The 17546-nt window shown below is 57.9% G+C and carries 19 protein-coding genes and 1 riboswitch; of the genes, 5 read left to right on the plus strand and 14 right to left on the minus strand.

Going from position 1 to position 17546, the window contains the following annotated elements; translation table 11 throughout:
* Nucleotide 1: 1 nt before the first annotated feature.
* Entirely contained in the window at nt 2–1687 is a 1686-nt protein-coding gene (locus GS620_RS13665; protein ID WP_171616356.1) for a tryptophan halogenase family protein, read from the minus strand.
* Between the two features lie 206 nt (nt 1688–1893).
* Entirely contained in the window at nt 1894–2430 is a 537-nt protein-coding gene (locus tag GS620_RS13670; RefSeq protein WP_171330066.1) for a hypothetical protein, read from the minus strand.
* Nucleotides 2431–2647: 217 nt separating this feature from the next.
* On the opposite strand from GS620_RS13670, the gene GS620_RS13675 reads away from it, so the two are divergent.
* Nucleotides 2648–3124, plus strand: a complete 477-nt coding sequence (locus GS620_RS13675; protein ID WP_152457172.1) for a YHS domain-containing (seleno)protein — start codon at nt 2648–2650, stop codon at nt 3122–3124.
* A 21-nt stretch (nt 3125–3145) separates the two neighbouring features.
* Here the strand turns inward: GS620_RS13675 and cmk are convergent, their stop codons facing one another.
* The 10 genes from cmk to miaB form a co-directional block, all read right to left on the minus strand.
* Nucleotides 3146–3763 carry a (d)CMP kinase gene (gene cmk / locus GS620_RS13680; RefSeq protein WP_152457171.1) on the minus strand — a complete coding sequence of 206 codons (618 nt, stop codon included), beginning with the start codon at nt 3761–3763 and terminating at the stop codon, nt 3146–3148.
* On the minus strand, nt 3760–5106 hold the full coding sequence (gene aroA, locus GS620_RS13685; RefSeq protein ID WP_171616358.1) for a 3-phosphoshikimate 1-carboxyvinyltransferase: 1347 nt from the start codon (nt 5104–5106) through the stop codon (nt 3760–3762). Before aroA ends, cmk begins: the two co-directional genes overlap by 4 nt.
* 68 nt (nt 5107–5174) lie before the next feature.
* Nucleotides 5175–5885: a tRNA (guanosine(46)-N7)-methyltransferase TrmB gene (trmB, locus tag GS620_RS13690; protein ID WP_171616360.1), complete on the minus strand. Its 711-nt coding sequence runs from the start codon at nt 5883–5885 to the stop codon at nt 5175–5177.
* A 97-nt stretch (nt 5886–5982) separates the two neighbouring features.
* On the minus strand, nt 5983–7164 hold the full coding sequence (metK, locus tag GS620_RS13695; protein WP_171229546.1) for a methionine adenosyltransferase: 1182 nt from the start codon (nt 7162–7164) through the stop codon (nt 5983–5985).
* Between the two features lie 5 nt (nt 7165–7169).
* Nucleotides 7170–7219, minus strand: a riboswitch (SAM-SAH riboswitch).
* Nucleotides 7220–7260: 41 nt separating this feature from the next.
* Nucleotides 7261–8766 (minus strand): apolipoprotein N-acyltransferase, encoded by a 1506-nt coding sequence (gene lnt / locus GS620_RS13700; protein ID WP_171616362.1) that lies wholly within the window; start codon nt 8764–8766, stop codon nt 7261–7263.
* On the minus strand, nt 8763–9650 hold the full coding sequence (locus tag GS620_RS13705) for a hemolysin family protein (RefSeq protein WP_152457166.1): 888 nt from the start codon (nt 9648–9650) through the stop codon (nt 8763–8765). The genes lnt and GS620_RS13705 overlap by 4 nt, the downstream gene beginning before the upstream one ends.
* A gap of 36 nt (nt 9651–9686) precedes the next feature.
* The gene (gene ybeY / locus GS620_RS13710) at nt 9687–10181 is read right to left on the minus strand and encodes an rRNA maturation RNase YbeY (RefSeq protein ID WP_171117393.1); all 495 of its coding nucleotides are present in this window, start codon (nt 10179–10181) and stop codon (nt 9687–9689) included.
* Nucleotides 10182–10217: 36 nt separating this feature from the next.
* On the minus strand, nt 10218–11240 hold the full coding sequence (locus GS620_RS13715; protein ID WP_171232631.1) for a PhoH family protein: 1023 nt from the start codon (nt 11238–11240) through the stop codon (nt 10218–10220).
* 135 nt (nt 11241–11375) lie between these two features.
* Complete coding sequence (locus GS620_RS13720) at nt 11376–12140, minus strand: outer membrane protein (RefSeq protein WP_367396956.1); 765 nt, start codon at nt 12138–12140, stop codon at nt 11376–11378.
* Between the two features lie 172 nt (nt 12141–12312).
* Nucleotides 12313–13632, minus strand: a complete 1320-nt coding sequence (gene miaB / locus GS620_RS13725; protein ID WP_171232632.1) for a tRNA (N6-isopentenyl adenosine(37)-C2)-methylthiotransferase MiaB — start codon at nt 13630–13632, stop codon at nt 12313–12315.
* Nucleotides 13633–13755: 123 nt separating this feature from the next.
* Between miaB and GS620_RS13730 the strand changes: the two genes are divergently transcribed.
* The gene (locus GS620_RS13730; RefSeq protein WP_171616364.1) at nt 13756–14619 is read left to right on the plus strand and encodes a hypothetical protein; all 864 of its coding nucleotides are present in this window, start codon (nt 13756–13758) and stop codon (nt 14617–14619) included.
* Here GS620_RS13730 and GS620_RS13735 read toward each other — a convergent pair.
* Complete coding sequence (locus tag GS620_RS13735; RefSeq protein WP_171616367.1) at nt 14602–15423, minus strand: phytanoyl-CoA dioxygenase family protein; 822 nt, start codon at nt 15421–15423, stop codon at nt 14602–14604. The genes GS620_RS13730 and GS620_RS13735 overlap by 18 nt on opposite strands.
* Between GS620_RS13735 and GS620_RS22060 the strand changes: the two genes are divergently transcribed.
* Both GS620_RS22060 and GS620_RS13740 read left to right on the plus strand, forming a co-directional pair.
* Complete coding sequence (locus tag GS620_RS22060; protein WP_371809808.1) at nt 15417–15698, plus strand: LysR family transcriptional regulator; 282 nt, start codon at nt 15417–15419, stop codon at nt 15696–15698. The genes GS620_RS13735 and GS620_RS22060 overlap by 7 nt on opposite strands.
* A gap of 30 nt (nt 15699–15728) precedes the next feature.
* Nucleotides 15729–16403, plus strand: coding sequence for a LysR substrate-binding domain-containing protein (locus GS620_RS13740; protein WP_253283933.1), 675 nt, complete (start codon nt 15729–15731; stop codon nt 16401–16403).
* Between the two features lie 6 nt (nt 16404–16409).
* Here the strand turns inward: GS620_RS13740 and irrA are convergent, their stop codons facing one another.
* Entirely contained in the window at nt 16410–16826 is a 417-nt protein-coding gene (irrA, locus tag GS620_RS13745) for an iron response transcriptional regulator IrrA (protein ID WP_117872833.1), read from the minus strand.
* A gap of 186 nt (nt 16827–17012) precedes the next feature.
* Here irrA and fabA point away from each other — a divergent pair, with 186 nt between their 5' ends.
* Nucleotides 17013–17522 carry a bifunctional 3-hydroxydecanoyl-ACP dehydratase/trans-2-decenoyl-ACP isomerase gene (gene fabA / locus GS620_RS13750; RefSeq protein ID WP_171616369.1) on the plus strand — a complete coding sequence of 170 codons (510 nt, stop codon included), beginning with the start codon at nt 17013–17015 and terminating at the stop codon, nt 17520–17522.
* The last annotated feature ends 24 nt before the right edge of the window (nt 17523–17546 follow it).

Genomic DNA, 17546 nt, shown 5'->3' on the forward strand with positions numbered 1-17546 from the left:
GTCAGAACAGTTGCAGATCCTTTTTGCCGCTTTGGATTTCAGCAAAGTTCGGCATGTTCTCGATGACAACAGGGGCTGGCGCCGTGCCCGGCATCGCCACTGTAGGCTTCATTGCCGCCGCCATTCCAAAGGCAGGTTGATCAAGTTCCCCCCGGATATCGCGCAACAGTGTTTTGTGATCCGGCATGGATTTAACGATCTTCGCCAGATCCATTTTCGCGTTCTTCATACCCTGGAACCAAATCGGTTTCTTCAACGGTCGAAGACGATCACGGATGCCTGAACCATAGCCCGTATCATAAACCTGTTTGCCCAAAAGAACGGTCTGATAAACGCGGCTGTCAAACAAAGTGGCGAACTCGATATCGTGATCCATCGGCAGGCGATACTGCCACAAGTCAAGATTTTCGGCCAACCGATCCGGTATCTTCATCTCGGTGCGCGCATCGATCCAGTATTGGTCATCGGTACGGTTGCCCAACCGATAGTGCAAACAGATGAATTCCAGTACCTCGTTATAAAGCTTGTCCATCTGTCGATTGTATCTGTCCCTCAGCGAAGGCTCGATGTCTCGCGTGGGCAAATGCTCGGCGAACCAGCGTATCGCATGGTCAATCATATGGATCGCCGTGCTTTCCAGCGGTTCAATGAACCCGCCGGACAGGCCTATGGCCACGCAATTCTTGACCCAGGCATTGCGCACGCGACCGACGCGCATCGGGATCACGCGCGGTGTCAAACCTTTGCCGCTGTCACCCAGCCACTCAAGGTATTCGTCCGCTGCCTGATCATCCGTGCGGTGTGCCGACGAATAGACATATCCTGTGCCCACACGGTTAAAAAGCGGCACGCGCCACGTCCAACCTGCGCCCAAGGCAGTGGATCTGGTGGCGCTTTCGATCTTGTCAGGATCCGGATGCTCGATCTGCAACGCCATGGCCCGATCATTGGGCAGGTAGTCAGAGTAATCCAAAAATGGCTCGCCAAGTGCCTTGTTGATGATCAGCCCACGGAACCCGGTGCAATCCACGACCATCTCAATGTCATGGCGGCCTTTTGCTTCGAGCATGAGATGACTGACATTGCCCTGTTCATCCAACTCGACCGTTTGCACCTCATCCCGGATATGCTCCACTCCGCGCTTCGTGCAGACCCTGGTCAGCATGCCTGCAAACTTTACGGCATCCAGATGATAGGCATAACCAAACCGTTGTTCGAATTCCGGCTGCCCCAACTGACGCGCGCCCTTACACAAACGGGCCAGATCATCATGCGGCGATATGGACTGCGTGAAATCCCTGTCGCCATTGCCGAAGCGCAGGAAATACTCGGCGGCCTCCAGCCCCTCAAGCATCTGGCCGTGCGCAAAGGGGTTCATGTAGTCGATGCGATTGCCCTTGGCGTCATTGTTCCAATTGCAGAACTTCACACCCAGCTTGAAGGACGCGTTGGTCTCGCGGAAGAAACTCCGCTCTGAAATACCCGCCTGACGCAGCGTGACAGGCATCCGCGGAACCGTGGCCTCACCCACCCCCACGGTCGAGATGTTCGGGCTTTCGATCAGGCAGATTTGCGGTCGACCCTTGGGCGCCGACGTGCGGGAAAACACCATGTCCAGGATCAGCGCGGTCATCCATCCAGCCGTACCGCCACCCACGATGGTGATTTTGTTCAAACGATTGTTCATGTAGTTTTGTCCCTGTTGGCTTGGGAATTTTTTGCTGCGCCCCTGTTTTTTTGCGGGTTGTGTCGCAGCTTTCCCTTTTCGCTGGGAAGAAACTATAACAGCTTTCCTGAATCCATCTAGGGTCTATGACGCACCGGCCTGAAGGCCCGTCCGCGCAACGTCGGCCTATCAGCTGGCGTCACGCCAGTCCCATATTCACGATGCAGTCAGATCTCTTCGCCTTTCTTCAGCAGTTCCTCAATCAACTCACGTTGCAGATCGGTGCTGTCGCCGCCTCCGAACTCTGCCGCGCCGCCGGAATACAGGGTGCCATATGTCCTGGCGATGTTCACAGTCTGGGCCAGCCCCGAGATCAGCTGGTCTTTTTCCAAAAGGGACAATGGGTGGATAAACGCAGCCCACAAGGTGCCATTGGCAATCGCATAGCGGGCATCCAACGTGCTGTCGAAATTGGCCTGCATCATTCGGATCAAGTCTTCCTCCGACAGCGCCTCGGCGCTGCGGATCGGGACCATGGCCCGCATCCGATCCGCATTGGTGTCGGTGATGACCAAGACCTCCACCCCTGCAATCGTCAATTGAAACCCGGGGCCGCTCGGCTCTGCTTCGGGGTCAAGCGCGAAAAGAATGTTGCCCAGCCGTTCATACGTCATCGGCGGCTCGGCTTCGGGTGGGCTTTGCACGGGCTCTTGCGCGGCAAGGCTTCGGGCAATGAAAACAAGGATGAGGGCTAATCGGATCATGATGGCACTCCTGCGGGCATTCTTTCAGCATAGGTACGCAAAACCACACTGACCAAACAAAGCTTGGTGAACGCACCCTCTGGACATTCAGATACTTGTACGATCTGCAATATCTGATGGCCTATCTGCGATTACACGTCCAGCTTTCATCCCCTAACTATGTTTCACCGGTCGACGATCCGATCGACCCGAACCCAGAACCAAGAGGAAACGTGTAATGAAAACTATCGTCTTCACCGCCCTGGCAGCCGCCATCGCCCTGTCCACTCCGGCATTTGCCGCGGACGAAATCAACGTGTCGAACGGCATCTCGGCCGCAGGTGCCCCGCTTGCCGCACATGGGGTCGATCTGGTTGCTTTGGTCAATGATGGTAATCCGGTCGAAGGCTTCGCCACCCACTCGGCGACCTATGATGGCGCATCCTATTACTTCACCACAGCCGCCAACCTCGAGGCGTTCGAAGCGAACCCGGAGGCCTACCTGCCGCAGCATGGTGGGTTCTGTTCATTCGGCGTATCGGTCGGCAAGAAGTTCGACGGAGACCCGGATCAGTACCTGGTCGCAGATGGAAAACTGTACCTGTTCCTGAACGCCGAAACCCGCGCGGCCTTCCTGAAGGACGTTCCCGCCACCGCAAAAACGGCGGACGAACAGTGGGCAAACATCAAGAGCATCGCCGTAGGCGAGCTGTAAATGTCGCCCCTGCCTGCGACGTCAGCGCGTCGCGGGCAGTTTTGCGCTTATGATTTCAAGCGCTTTGGCCAATGCAGCCTCGATACTGAGGTCTGTCGTGTCCAGTTGCACTGCATCCTCAGCTGGCTTCATCGGCGCAGCGCTGCGCTCTGCGTCGCGGGCATCCCGCTCTTTGACATCTGCCAGAACCTGTTCGCGCGTCACGTCAGCACCTTTTGTACTAAGCTCCAGAAACCGGCGTTCGGCTCGCACCTCTGGGCTGGCTGTTACAAACAGCTTCACCTCGGCATTGGGACAAATCACCGTCCCGATGTCGCGCCCATCCAAAACGGCTCCGCCCGACCTTCGGGCAAAGGCGCGCTGAAAATCCACCAAGGCGGCGCGAACCTCGGGAATCACCGCCACTTTGGATGCGGCCTGCGCGATTTCAGCCGTGCGCAGATCACCCTGCTCAAGCTCTTCGGCGGTCAGGGCCTGCGCTGCTTCAAGCGCGCCAAACCCTTCAAGAGTGCGCCGCCCAACGGCGCGATACAGCAAGCCGGTGTCCAGATGCGCGAACCCGAAATGCGCCGCAACGGCCTTGGAGATCGTGCCCTTGCCCGCAGCCGCAGGTCCGTCAATGGCGACAGTGAAGCTCACCTGCGCTCTACCTTTGCACCAAGCAACGCCATCAACGGTTCAAAAATCGGGAAGGATGTCGCGATCGGACCACCATCATCCACGCTTACCGGGTTCTGCGCGCCCATGCCCATCACCATGAAGGACATGGCAATGCGGTGATCCAGGAAGCTTTCGCACGTCCCGCCGCCCGGAACCTTGCCGATACCCAACCCTTCGACCGACCACCAGTCGTCACCCTCGTTGACCGTGACGCCGTTTGCGCGCAGACCGCGCGCCATGGCATCGATGCGGTCGCTTTCCTTCACCCGGAGTTCCTTCACCCCGCCCATCATCGTGGTGCCCGTGGCGTTTGCGGCAACCACGGACAAAACGGGGTATTCGTCGATCATCGAGGCCGCGCGTTCAGGCGGTACGTCAATACCCTTCATGTCTGGCGAGTATTTCGCGCGCAGATCGGCAACCGGCTCGCCGCCCTCTTCGCGCTCGTTTTCATAGGTCAGGTCGGCGCCCATCTCGCGCAGCGTCGTGAACAGGCCCGCGCGCGTGGGGTTCAGGCCGATACCCGGCACCAGAACGTCCGAACCGGGCGTGATCAGCGCCGCGCAAACCGGGAAGGCCGCGCTGGACGGGTCGCGTGGAACGGCGATGACTTGCGGCTTCAATTCCGGGCGCCCCGTCAAAGTGATGACCCGGCCTTCAACAGTGTCTTCCACGGTAATTTCGGCACCGAAACCGGACAACATCCGCTCGGAATGATCGCGGGTCGCCTCTTTCTCGATAACCACGGTTTTACCGGGGGCATTCAGCCCCGCCAGCAGAACGGCGGATTTCACCTGGGCCGAGGGCACCGGAACTTCGTACCGGACCGGAGTCGGGTCCGACGCACCGACGATCGTCATGGGCAAACGCCCCCCCGAGCGGCCTACGGCCTGCGCCCCAAACAGCGCAAGCGGATCCGTTACCCGCGCCATGGGGCGCTTGTTCAGGCTGGCATCACCAGTAAAGGTTGCCGTAATCGGCGAGGTCGCCATGGCACCCATGATCAGCCGGACTCCGGTGCCGGAATTGCCGCAGTCAATCACCTGATCCGGTTCGGCAAACCCGCCGACGCCCACGCCATGCACCATCCATTCGCCGCCGCCATGATCTGTGACTTCGGCCCCGAAGGCCCGCATTGCCTTTGCGGTGTCCAAGACGTCCTCACCTTCGAGCAACCCCGAGATCCTGGTCTCGCCCACAGCCATCGCGCCAAGGATCAACGACCGGTGCGAAATCGACTTGTCGCCCGGCACCTCTGCCGTGCCGGTCAGCGGGCCGCAGGGATGCGAAGTCATCGGGATGGGCGTTCCGTGTCCGGACATGGGGGCTCCTTTTGCGCTATCAGTGCTCAAGCCGATTAGCGAATTGGCACCGGTTGGTCCAGCGGCAATCAGTCTTTGCGGCGGAAGGTCAGGTAATGGGGCGTGCGACCTTCACGCAAGGCTTTCTGCTCGTAGCGTGTGGAAATCCAGTCGTCCCACGGCTCGCGCCAATCTGCGGGGCGCTCGGCCAGCCACTCGAATCCGGCGCGGGGGACTTCCTCGAGAGTCTGCCGCACATAGTCGGGGATGTCCGTGGCGACCCGGAAGATCGATCCGGGCTTCAAGACCTTTGCCAAGGGTTCAAGATGTTCCGGTGTCACGAAACGGCGACGATGATGCCGGGTTTTGGGCCACGGGTCAGGATACAGAAGGAAGGCGCGCGATATACTGGCCTCTGGCAGAACGTCGAACAGGTCTCGGGCATCGCCGGGATGCACGGCAAGGTTATCAACCTCCGCCTGCCGAATTTTGCCCAGCAGCATGGCAACGCCGTTGATATAGGGCTCGGCCCCGATGATGCCGATGTCGGGGTTGCTTTGCGCCTGATGAACCAGATGCTCGCCGCCGCCAAAGCCGACTTCCAGCCAGACCGGCTTGCCGCCGAACAACTTGTTCAGGTCCAACGGCCTGCGTTCGGGGTTTGTATCCCAATCCACCGCACCGGGCGACAAAGCCGCCAGATCTTCGTTCAGATAGGTCTTTTGGCTGGGCTTCAGGGTCTTGCCCTTGAAGCGGCCATAGAAGTTTCTGCGCGGGCGTTGTGGGGTCTCGGTGCTCATGGCGGTCGCCATACTGCGCGCCAGAGAACGTTGCAAGGGCGCGCGGTACACACGAGGAAAAAGCGCGCCCTGAAAGGCGCGCTTTGTGTTGTTCAGATCAAACTGCGGACTTCAACGCATCGACCAGATCGGTGCGCTCCCAGCTGAACCCCCCATCATCGCTCGGCTGACGACCAAAGTGGCCGTAAGCAGCAGTGCGCTGATAGATTGGCTTGTTCAGTTGCAGATGCTGGCGAATGCCGCGCGGTGTCAGATCCATGACCTCACCCACAGCTTTTTCGATAACCGCATCCGCCAATTGGCCGGTTCCGTGCGTGTCGGCATAGATCGACAGCGGCTTGGACACGCCAATCGCATAGCTCAGCTGAATCGTGCAGCGTTCGGCCATGCCGGCCGCCACGACGTTTTTGGCCAGATAGCGTGCTGCGTATGCTGCCGAGCGGTCAACCTTGGTCGGGTCTTTGCCCGAGAACGCGCCGCCGCCATGAGGGGCCGCACCGCCATAGGTATCCACGATGATCTTGCGCCCGGTCAGGCCCGCGTCACCATCCGGTCCGCCGATAACGAATTTGCCGGTCGGGTTGACGTGCCATTCGGTTTCGGCCGACAGCCAGCCGTCAGGCAGGGTTTCGCGGATATAAGGCTCGACGATGGCGCGGATATCATCCGAAGACAACGCTTCATCCAGATGCTGCGTAGACAGAACGATCGAGCTGACGCCGACCGGCTTGCCGTCGCGATAAACGACTGACAGCTGCGACTTTGCGTCGGGGCCCAAAGCAGGTTCGGTACCATTCTTGCGTACTTCCGCCAGTCGCCGCAGGATAGCGTGCGAATACTGGATCGGTGCGGGCATCAGCGCCGGAGTTTCAGTCGTGGCATAACCGAACATGATGCCCTGGTCGCCGGCACCCTCGTCCTTGTCATCCGCAGCATCAACGCCCTGAGCGATATGGGCGGATTGTTCGTGCAGCAGATTGGTTACTTCGACGGTTTCGTGGTGAAACTTGTCCTGCTCGTAACCGATGTCTTTGACACAGTCGCGGGCGATCTGTTCGATGCGTCCCATGTAATCGTGCAGCTTGTCTTGATCAGACAGACCTACTTCGCCACCGATCACAACCCGGTTGGTCGTGGCGAAGGTTTCGCAGGCCACACGGGCTTCTGGTTCTTCATTGAGAAATGCATCAAGGACAGCATCCGAGATGCGGTCACAGACCTTGTCGGGATGCCCTTCGGAAACGGATTCCGAAGTAAATGTATAGTTCTGTCGGGACATAAATGCGCTCCATTAGGGGTTTCTCCGCCACGCCAGGAAGCCGTTGTGACAGGTCACAGACGCATACGCTCGCTTAAAGATGGGGTCAATCTTAAATTATTTGGTCAGGCGACGGATGTTGAACCACGCCAATGCAGCAAGAAACAATAGCAGTCCAAGAACAGGGCTGTCCCCGATGCGGGAATAAACTGTTGGCTGATGTGGCTGCGGCAGGATCGCATCCACATATCCCGCCTTGCCCAGCGCCAATGAGGCCGTGACCTGACCCAATGGGTCAATCATGGCCGATATGCCGGTATTGGCCGAACGGATCATCGGCAAACCCTGTTCAATTGCCCTCATCCGGGCCTGTGCCAGATGCTGAAACGGTCCCGAACGCGTTCCGAACCACGCGTCATTGGTGATCTGCAACAGAAAGTCCGCCCGACCCGCCGCCCCGTTCACATCCTGAGGGAACACGGCTTCGTAACAGATCAGAGGCAGCGCCTTTCCCAATTTGCCAAGGCCTAAGAGCTCGGGCCCCGGCCCTGCGCTGAATCCATGCCCCGTTGTGGCCGCCATCCCATAAATCCCAAAACGGCCCATCAACTCGCCAAAAGGCACATATTCTCCAAACGGGGCCAGATGGTGTTTGTCATACAGACCGCCCTGCTGCCCGGCTTCATCCAGATAGACCATCGAGTTGAAAATCCTCGGGCCGTCTCCGCGCTGGATCCCCAAAACCACGGGCGTCCCCTGAGCGGCATCCGCAATGGCCGTCAAATACGATTGCGCGCTGCCCAGCCAGGCTGGAACTGCGGTCTCGGGCCAGACGATCAGGTCCGGTCTGGGCAAAGCGGCGGAATATTCAATCTGACGGGCAAAGAACAAGGGCGCATATGCCGGGTCCCACTTTTGGTGCTGCGGCGCGTTGGGCTGAACAACACGAACTGTGTGCGGGCCTTCCTGCACTATTGGCCGCATCGACGCATAGCCAACTGCCAGCGCCGCCGCCGCAGATGTAAATCCCAGTGGACGGAGCAGTGCCCGCAAGCGTCTTTCCTGAATCAGTGCCGCCCCTATCGGAAACGCCACGGCAAATGTCAGCGCATTCAGGCCATACGGCCCTACCAGAGACAGCACTTGCGCCACGGGCGTATTCACCCAGATTTGCGCCACTCCGCCCCAGGGGAACCCGGTCAGCACGTATCCCCGTGCCAGTTCAGCCAGCGACAGCGTTGCGATCAGCAAAACGCTTTGCTGCATGGCGATCGCGCCAACATGCCGCGCCAGTCGAAACGCAACCGCCCAGAAAAGGGCGAGCCCGCCGGCCATAAACACCAGCGCAAACGGCGCCATCCAGGCGTGGCGCTCTGCATCCACCTGAAAGGGCTCGATGATCCAGCTGAGCGCATGGGCAAAATAGCCGGTGGCGAAGAACCAGCCGATCCACCCCGCGCGAGCACGGGTTTCACTGGCGAGGAACACCGGAACGATCAAAACCAGTGCAACAACCGTAGCGCCCCAATACCCATGCGGTGCCTGGCCAAAAGCGCCGAAGGCGCCCAGTGCGGCGGCGGCAAACAGTCTCGACGATAACGGCCAGCCCCGGACAGGCGTCATGCAGCGACGTCCGGCAGCATGACGCGCAACCGTTTGATGCGTCGCGGGTCGGCTTCGATCACTTCGAATTCCGGCCCTTCCGGATGAATCACGACCTCACCCCGTGCCGGAACACGCCCGGACAGCATGAACACTAGCCCCCCCAGCGTGTCGATGTCTTCTTCATCCACATCCTCGTGGCTGGTCAAGGATCTGCCGATCTCGGCCTCGAAGTCCTCAAGCGGCACACGTGCCTGCACAACGTAACAGCCCGGCTTTTCCTGCACCCAAAGCTGATCTTCGTCTGCATCGTGTTCATCCGCGATCTCACCCACGACCTGTTCGATCAAGTCTTCGATCGTCAGCAGCCCGTCGACGCCACCATACTCATCAATAACCAACGCCATATGGCGACGTTCGGTCTGCATCTTGGTCAGCAGGACTCCGATCGGCATTGAAGGCGGCACGAACAAAAGCGTGCGCAACATGGATTTCAGGTCAAACTTGTCGGCACCGCCATTGAAACCATGGGTCAGTGCGAAATCCTTGAGGTGAACGAAGCCCAACGGCGTATCCAGCGTTCCTTCATAGACCGGGATTCTGGACAACCCACTGTCCCGGAACACGTCAGCCAGTTCATCCTTGGTGATGGTAGAAGGAACCGCGATGATCTCGGCCGTTGGAATGGCCACGTCTTCGACGCGCATCCGGCGCAGGTTCATCATCCCGTGAGGCCGAGCGGCCGCTGCGCTCTGCCCATTCATCCCCGGGTTTTGCTGAGTCTCATGACCCGAAAACGCGTCGAAAATGCGGGAAATAAACCCGCTTTTCTCTTCTGTATCATTGCCGCTGTCCTGAGGTTGCGCGCTTTGCGCCGCCCTAGAACTGCCGTCTGTTTCGCCCATTACCTTGTTCCAACTGATCGGGTCACATGACCCACCTTATACCTTATATGGGTCATCGATACCCAATTTGCCAAGTATCTCGACCTCAATCCCTTCCATCAAAGCGGCATCGGGGTCACGAATGTGATCATATCCCAGCAAATGCAACGTTCCGTGAACAAGCAAATGGATGACGTGATCATCAATGTCCTTGCCCGCCTCATCCGCCTCACGCGCGCAGGTGTCGAAGGAGATCGCAATATCGCCCAAAGGAATTTCACCGGTGAAATCCGGCTTTGGCGGATGCGGCGCTTGCCCGGATTCGTCCGGGGCCAAGTCTTCTGCCGGCCAGCTCAGAACATTGGTGGCGGCTGGTTTGCCGCGAAACTCGGCGTTCAGCTCCGAAATGCGCGCATCATCGCATCCCAGAACGCTGATCTCGCAAAGCTCAGGGTCCAGTTCCGCATGGGACAGGACGGCGGATATCGCTTGCCGCGACAAAGCTTCAAGCCCTTGCCACCGGTCGTCTTCGACAGTGAGTTCCAGATTCATCTTATCGCACAACAGCCCTGTGAATGAGCCTTGCAATCAACTGGTTTCGCGGCCCGCATCCGCCTCATACGCTTCGATGATCGCGGCCACAAGCGGGTGGCGAACCACGTCCTTGGACGTGAAATAGTTGAAACTGATGTTGGGGATCGTTTTCAACAGTCTTTCGGCATCCTGCAAACCCGACTGAACGCCGCGTGGCAAATCCACCTGAGACCTGTCGCCGGTGATTACCATACGGCTGCCTTCGCCCAGACGAGTCAGGAACATCTTCATCTGCATGGTCGTGGCGTTCTGTGCCTCGTCCAGCACCACAAAAGCATTGGCCAACGTGCGTCCACGCATGAACGCCAGCGGCGCTATTTCGATTCGCTTTTCCTCGATCAGCTTGGCCAGCTGCTTGCCGGGCAGAAAATCGTTCAGCGCGTCGTACAGCGGCTGCATGTAGGGATCGACCTTGTCCTTCATGTCACCGGGCAGATAGCCCAGTTTTTCACCCGCCTCGACCGCCGGACGGCTGAGGATGATTCGATCCACATGCCCGCCAATGAACATCGACACGCCCACCGCGACAGCCAGATAGGTTTTCCCCGTGCCAGCAGGCCCAATGCCAAATGCAAGCTCATTTTGAAACAGTGACTGCACATAAGCTTTCTGGGCGTCCGTGCGCGGTTCCACCAGTTTCTTGCGGGTTTTGATCTCGACTGAACCGCCCTTGAACATTTCCAACTGATCGCCGTCGCGGCTGCCGGTCCCCTGTTCCGAACTACCCATCCGCAGTTCTCGGTCCACGTCCGCGGCCTCGACCTCGCGCCCGCCTTCCAATCGCGTGTAAAGCGATTGAAGCACCTCAATAGCCTGCTTCTGGGCGTCTTCATCGCCCATCACGACAAGCTGATTGCCGCGGCGTACGATCTGGACGGAAAGCTTGCTTTCGATGTCGGTCAGATTGCGGTCGTATTCGCCGCACAGGTCAATCAACAATCGGTTGTCGGGAAACTCTAAAAACGCCTCGCGTTGGGGCATTTCGTCTTGCGGTGGGGTCAGGGCACCGATGGCCAATCCGTTCTCCTGTCTTGGCAGTTCACCCTGAGCGTAGACAACAAATCTCGGTGGGCGCAAGCCACAGTTTCAAAAATAAGCCCACAGATGACAAAAGCGCCGATCATACAAAAGAAAAAGCCTGTCAGACGCGCATCAGAACGTATAGTTCAGCCCGAATCTCAAGCCGCCGTATTTCGGTGTGGACTTCGTGGAAAAGCCCGAACCGAATTGAACGTCTTCGGATTTGAACTGGACGTATTCGTATTCGCCGGTGACCGACCAATTGTCTGTCAGCTTGTGTTCGGCACCGATGCTTGCGGTATATCCGCCCCGCCGATCCGACACCGCAAAATTCTGTGTCGAAGTCCCCGTTGCGATATTGTTGGTTGTCTCAACATCCCCCCACAAGTAACCGACACTGAAAAAGTACAGAACCCGACCGTTTCGACTTGTCAGGCCGCTTCGGTACCTGAGGGACAAAACGTCAGAAACCTCTGTCCCACCCTGAACATCGGCACCAGAGATCTGGGTTCTGACACTATCGTCCAAGGATCCGAAATCATAACTGACTTCAAAACCATAAACGAAATCACGCCCCCACCTTGAAGGCAGAACACCACGCCAGCCACCACGAAAGCCACCGTATGCGCCGGATACGTTCAGGTCGCCAATATCAAACAGCCCGGCGGGCGTTCTCAGACCAAATCGATCGTCCCAGCCAGATGCGTAGCCGCCAGCAATCCCCAGGTAAAATGCACTGACGTCACTGCTGAACTTCTTGGGGCTGATAACGACAGGATCGGTTGTCGTGCCCTTCAGGTCTCCGGCAATCGTCGCGCTGGCAAAAAAAGTGACAACCGAGGCCAAAGGCAAGGTTTTCACTAGGCTCAGGGTCCTGAAGCTGTTCAAGATTGGCACTCGTACCTCCATCACTCCGATCTCGGGATCGGCGAATAATCGTTTTTTTGACGCAAAAACGGCGCCTGAAAAAACATGGCTCCTCTCCGAGCATAGTTCCAAGCAATAAATCAAGGGTAAATTTTCGAAACAAACACCAACTATGGTGTCTGAACGGCGGAATCTTACCGACTCAGAGCAGCTCACCCGCCAAAGAATTGGCGCCCGAGTCGGTGATCCGGACCTCTTTCAGATCACCAACGGCAATCCCGGTGCCCTTCACGTGCACCGAATGCAGATACTCGGATTTTCCGACCATCTGGCCCGGCAGGCGGCCCGGTTTTTCAAACAAAACGCGGACTGTACGACCGACCATACCGTCCTGAATTTCCCTTTGGTGTCTTGTGATAAGGGCCTGAAGGCGCTGCAATCGATCATCCGCCGCAGCCGGATCAACCTGAGCCCGTTCGGCCGCCGGTGTTCCCGGGCGTGTGGAATACTTGAAGGAATAGGCGTAGCCGTATTTGACCTCTTCAACCAAATCCATCGTTGCCTGAAAATCCTCTTCGGTTTCTTCGGGGAAGCCGACGATGAAATCCCCTGACATCACGATATCCGGGCGCGCCGCACGAATGCGTTCGATCAGGCGCAGATAGCTTTCTGCCGTGTGGCTGCGATTCATTCGCTTGAGGATACGGTCCGAGCCCGACTGAACCGGCAGGTGCAGATACGGCATCAGTTTCTCACAGCTGCCATGTGCCTCGATCAGGTCGTCGGCCATGTCATTGGGGTGCGACGTGGTGAAACGAATACGTTCCAGCCCGTCAACCTTGTTCAGTTCCCAGATCAGCCCTGCCAGGGTCATGTCTCCGTCGGGGCCGGCCCCGTGATAGGCGTTCACGTTCTGGCCCAACAGCGTGATCTCGCGCACGCCGCGTTCAACCAGATCATGGGCTTCGCGGATGATGCGATCCGCGGGGCGGCTGACTTCGGCCCCACGCGTATAAGGCACCACGCAGAAGGCGCAGAACTTGTCGCACCCTTCCTGAACGGTCAGAAACGCCGTCGGGCCGCGTTTGGCCTTGGGACGGTTTTTCAGTTTTTCGAACTTGTCTTCCTCGGGGAAATCGGTGTCCAGCGCCTTTTCGCCCGCACGGGTCTTGGCCTCCATCTCGGGCAGACGGTGATAGCTTTGCGGACCGACTACCAGATCGACCAGCGGCTGGCGGCGCATGATTTCTTCACCTTCGGCCTGCGCAACACAGCCTGCCACACCGATCTTCAGGTCAGGCTTTTCGGCCTTCAGACCCTTGAAGCGACCGAGTTCCGAATACACTTTCTCAGCCGCTTTTTCGCGGATGTGACAAGTGTTCAGCAGAATCATGTCGGCATCGTCAGGCGTTTTGGTTTCGACATAGCCCTGCCCGCCCAGCGCCTCGGACATGCGTTCACTGTCATAGACGTTCATCTGACAGCCATAAGTCTTGATAAACAGCTTCTTCGGTTCGGACATGGGACGGGCCTTTGCATTCGCTGGATCGGCGTCATCTATACGCTTCGAACGCCGCTTGCAATGCGGGCGCAATTACCCGAATTTGGCAGGACTTTCCAGCAAGACCGGACCAAAAAGCACCCGATGACGTACGATTCCCTCGACCATTTCCTGAAATCGGGACAGGCCGCACTGGCCAAAGGCCCCGTAGCATTGATTTTTGCCGAGGACGACGTGGAGCTGGCCAGCACGCTGCACCATCATCTAAGCTTGGGTTTCAAATCCGTGATCGTCTTTGCCCCGGACGAGTTTCACCTGACAGAGGACCTGTCCGCCAAGGTACATCGGGTCAATTTGAAATGTGTTCCCCGGCTGGTCGTGTTCGAAACCATAAACAGGATCATTCAGGCCGCACCCGGCATCTGGATGTATTATTGCTACAACGCCGAATACCTATTCTTTCCCTACTGCGAAACGCGCAGCGTGGGCGAGATGCTTGTCTTTCATGGTGAAGAGCGTCGCAATGCGATGCTCAGCTATGTCGTTGACCTATACGCCGAGGATCTGACCGCACATCCCAATGGCGTGGCCCCCGATCAGGCCATGTTCGACAGTGTTGGCTATTATGCCCATACCCGCCACGACCCAAGCGGCCAACCGCTGGACCGTCAGGTGGATCTTTCAGGCGGGTTGCGATGGCGGTTCGAGGACCACATTCCATACGAACGTCGCAGGATCGACCGCATCGCATTGTTCAAAGCGCAAAAAAACCTGGTGCTGAGACCCGATCACACCTTCAACGAACCGGAATACAATACCTATTCCTGTCCCTGGCATCACAACCTGACGGCCGCCATTTGTTCCTTCCGTGCCGCGAAGGCGCTGAAATCCAATGCAGGGTCAACCTTTGACATCCGAAGCTTTCGCTGGCGCAACTCGGTGCCGTTTGAATGGCAGTCCCACCAGCTGCTGGATCTCGGGCTGATCGAATCAGGTCAGTGGTTCTGAGCCGGCCTGGCGCTGCAACAAGATCGGAAACCAATCCTCGCGCAGGCGCTGTCCCGGCGTCATGTCATGACCGGGAAACGGGGGCGAGGTTCGGCCGGGGCGCTCTACATACCGGGCATCGTCGCCCACCAGCCGCAGTGAAAACGCGCGGCGACGGCTGTCCGATTGGTTTCCGCGTGCACCGTGTAGCGTGCGATAGTTGAAAGCAACGGCATCGCCGGGCTCCATCTCGAATTCGACGATCTTCATACCTTGGGCATCCGGATCCGGCACGGGGATGTACTGACCTTCATCCGGGAAAAAGCCGTCCTCGGAAACCCATCGGGTCGGCAGAACTTCTTTCTCCCATCGGTGCGACCCGGCGACACACCGCAGCGTCGCCTGCCTGACCGGATCAAGCGGAGACCAGAAGCTGATCGTCTGCTGACCCTCGACGAAATAATATGGGCCGTCCTGATGCCACGGTGTCGCCATCGACGTACCGGGTTCCTTGACCAGCACGTGATCGTGAAACATCTGAACGCGTCTCGATTGCATCAGATCCGCGGCAACCTCAGCTGCGGGAGACGTCTCGATCACGTCGCGGAACTGCGGAATCCGGGTCCAATTGCAGTAATCATCAAAGAAACGACCTGTTTCACCCGCCTTCTTGTTTTCCGAGGCATAGGGACCGGGATCGGCCATATTCACGGCCACACCATCGCGCAGTTGATCCACGTGATCCGCAAACAGCCCTTTGACCAGTACGACACCGTCGGCCTGATAAGTGTCGATCATCTGCTGAGAAACAAGAGGGTGTGGCATCGGAAGCTCCTGAAGTTTTTTTGTTTTTGCCCGGAAAAATGTATTCTGTTCAAATCATATCTTTCGAAGCTATTATTAACCTCATGTTATATATTTCGCTGCGCCAATATGAATATGTCTGGGCAGTCGGGCGTCACGGCAGTTTGTCGGCGGCAGCCCAGCATCTCAATGTATCGCAACCGGCCTTGTCCACTGCGCTGACGCGTGTTGAAGCCCATTTGGGGTATCCGCTGTTCGTTCGCCGCCGAGGCGCAGCCATGGCACTGACACCCTAGGGACGTGCGTTCATAGACCAGGCCGAGGTCTTGCTGAAAAATGCTGCGCGAATCGAAACGTCCGATACCTCCGCGCCGGGCACCACCAGGCTGAGATTGGGCTGCTTTACGGACCTGGCCCCCTTCCTTTTGGCCCCGGCCCTGCAACTTCTCCGAGACAGGTTCACTGATATCAACCTTACATATGTGGCCGGGTCCTTCGAAGGGCTGCTGAATGGATTGATGGATGGCCAGATTGACATTGCAATCACATACGACCTGACCATGGATGCGGGGTTCGCCCGTACAAAGCTGTTCGACAGTAGACCGAAAGCGTTGATGCCCCCGGATCATCCATTGGCGACAACCACGGAAGTCACCCTTGCGGCGCTGGAGGGTTATCCGCTGATTCTGTCTTCGGAAGGTTTGTCCGCCCAACACATTCTCGGCCTGTTCCGACAAAACGGGCTGCGCCCTACCGTCGCGCACCGGGCCGCATCCCTTGAGATTCAACGCAGCCTTGCCGCCCATGGTGAGGGAATCGGGATCAGCTATGCCAGCCCACCCAGCAGCTTCAGCTATGACAACAAGCATCTGGTCAGCGTACCGATCGCCAATCCGGACACAGCGGAATCCGTCGTTCTGGCACGGCACGGTACAGGGCCCTCTGACACGGTCATAGAAAAGGCCGAACGTGTTTTGGTGGCCGGGCTGACAGGCGTTTAAGGTCTGTTACTTCCTGCGCAAGCGAATGACGACATCGACAGAGGCGATTTCGACACCTTCCGGCGCCTCGGGAAGGCGCTGAATGACCAGCTGATCCGACGGCGCATCGCTTAGCCTTGCGTCGTCTTCCCAATAAAAGTGGGGATGATCATGCGTGTTCGTGTCGAAATAGCTTTTCGATCCGTCCACTGTGATTTCTTGCAGCACACCCGCATCGCAAAAAGCACGCAGAGTGTTGTAGACCGTTGCCAGAGACACCGCATCCCCGTTCGCCTTTGCCGATTCAAAAAGGCTTTCTGCGGTGACGTGGCGATGGCGGCCGTCGCCCACCAGAAGCTCAGCCAGCGCCACGCGCTGACGCGTCGGTCGCAAGCCGGCATTCACCAGCCAACCTGTTGCGATTTCGCGGCTCTGAGGTGTCATCGATCCGATACCCGTTATTGCTGCCTATATATATAGGGGCGCATCACCGGCAATTACAAATGAAATTCATTCGCAAGATAAGAACCAACACAACATGATGTGGCGCGCCGCTCTTGCAGGACCTTGCAAACGGGTGTTAGACGAAGCCAGATGTAAAGACAGACCCCCGGCAGGAAAGGTGGCAGAATGGCCCAGTTCCCTAGCAGTTTTGACAAAGATGATCTGCTGAAATGCGCTCGCGGTGAGTTATTTGGCCCCGGCAACGCACAATTGCCCGCCCCACCGATGCTGATGATGGACCGGATCACCGACATCTCTGCGGATGGTGGTCTGCACGGCAAGGGCCATGTGCTGGCCGAATTCGACATCACACCCGACCTTTGGTTCTTTGAGTGCCACTTTCCGGGCAACCCGATCATGCCGGGCTGTCTGGGGCTGGACGGGCTTTGGCAACTGACCGGTTTCAACCTTGGCTGGCGTGGATGGCAAGGGCGCGGCATGGCCGTTGGCGTCGGCGAAGTAAAGCTGACCGGCATGGTGCGCCCGAACCGTAAAATGCTGACGTATAAAATCGATTTCAAAAAAGCGATTCAAACGCGCCGCCTGACAATGGGTGTGGCGGATGGCATTGTCGAAGCCGATGGCGAGATGATTTATGATGTCAAGGACATGAAGGTCGTTCTGTCCGAGGCCTGAGCCTGAACGGTCTGAAACAAGGAG

Origin of the sequence: Ruegeria sp. HKCCD6428 (assembly GCF_013110595.1) — a bacterium.
GTDB lineage: Bacteria > Pseudomonadota > Alphaproteobacteria > Rhodobacterales > Rhodobacteraceae > Ruegeria.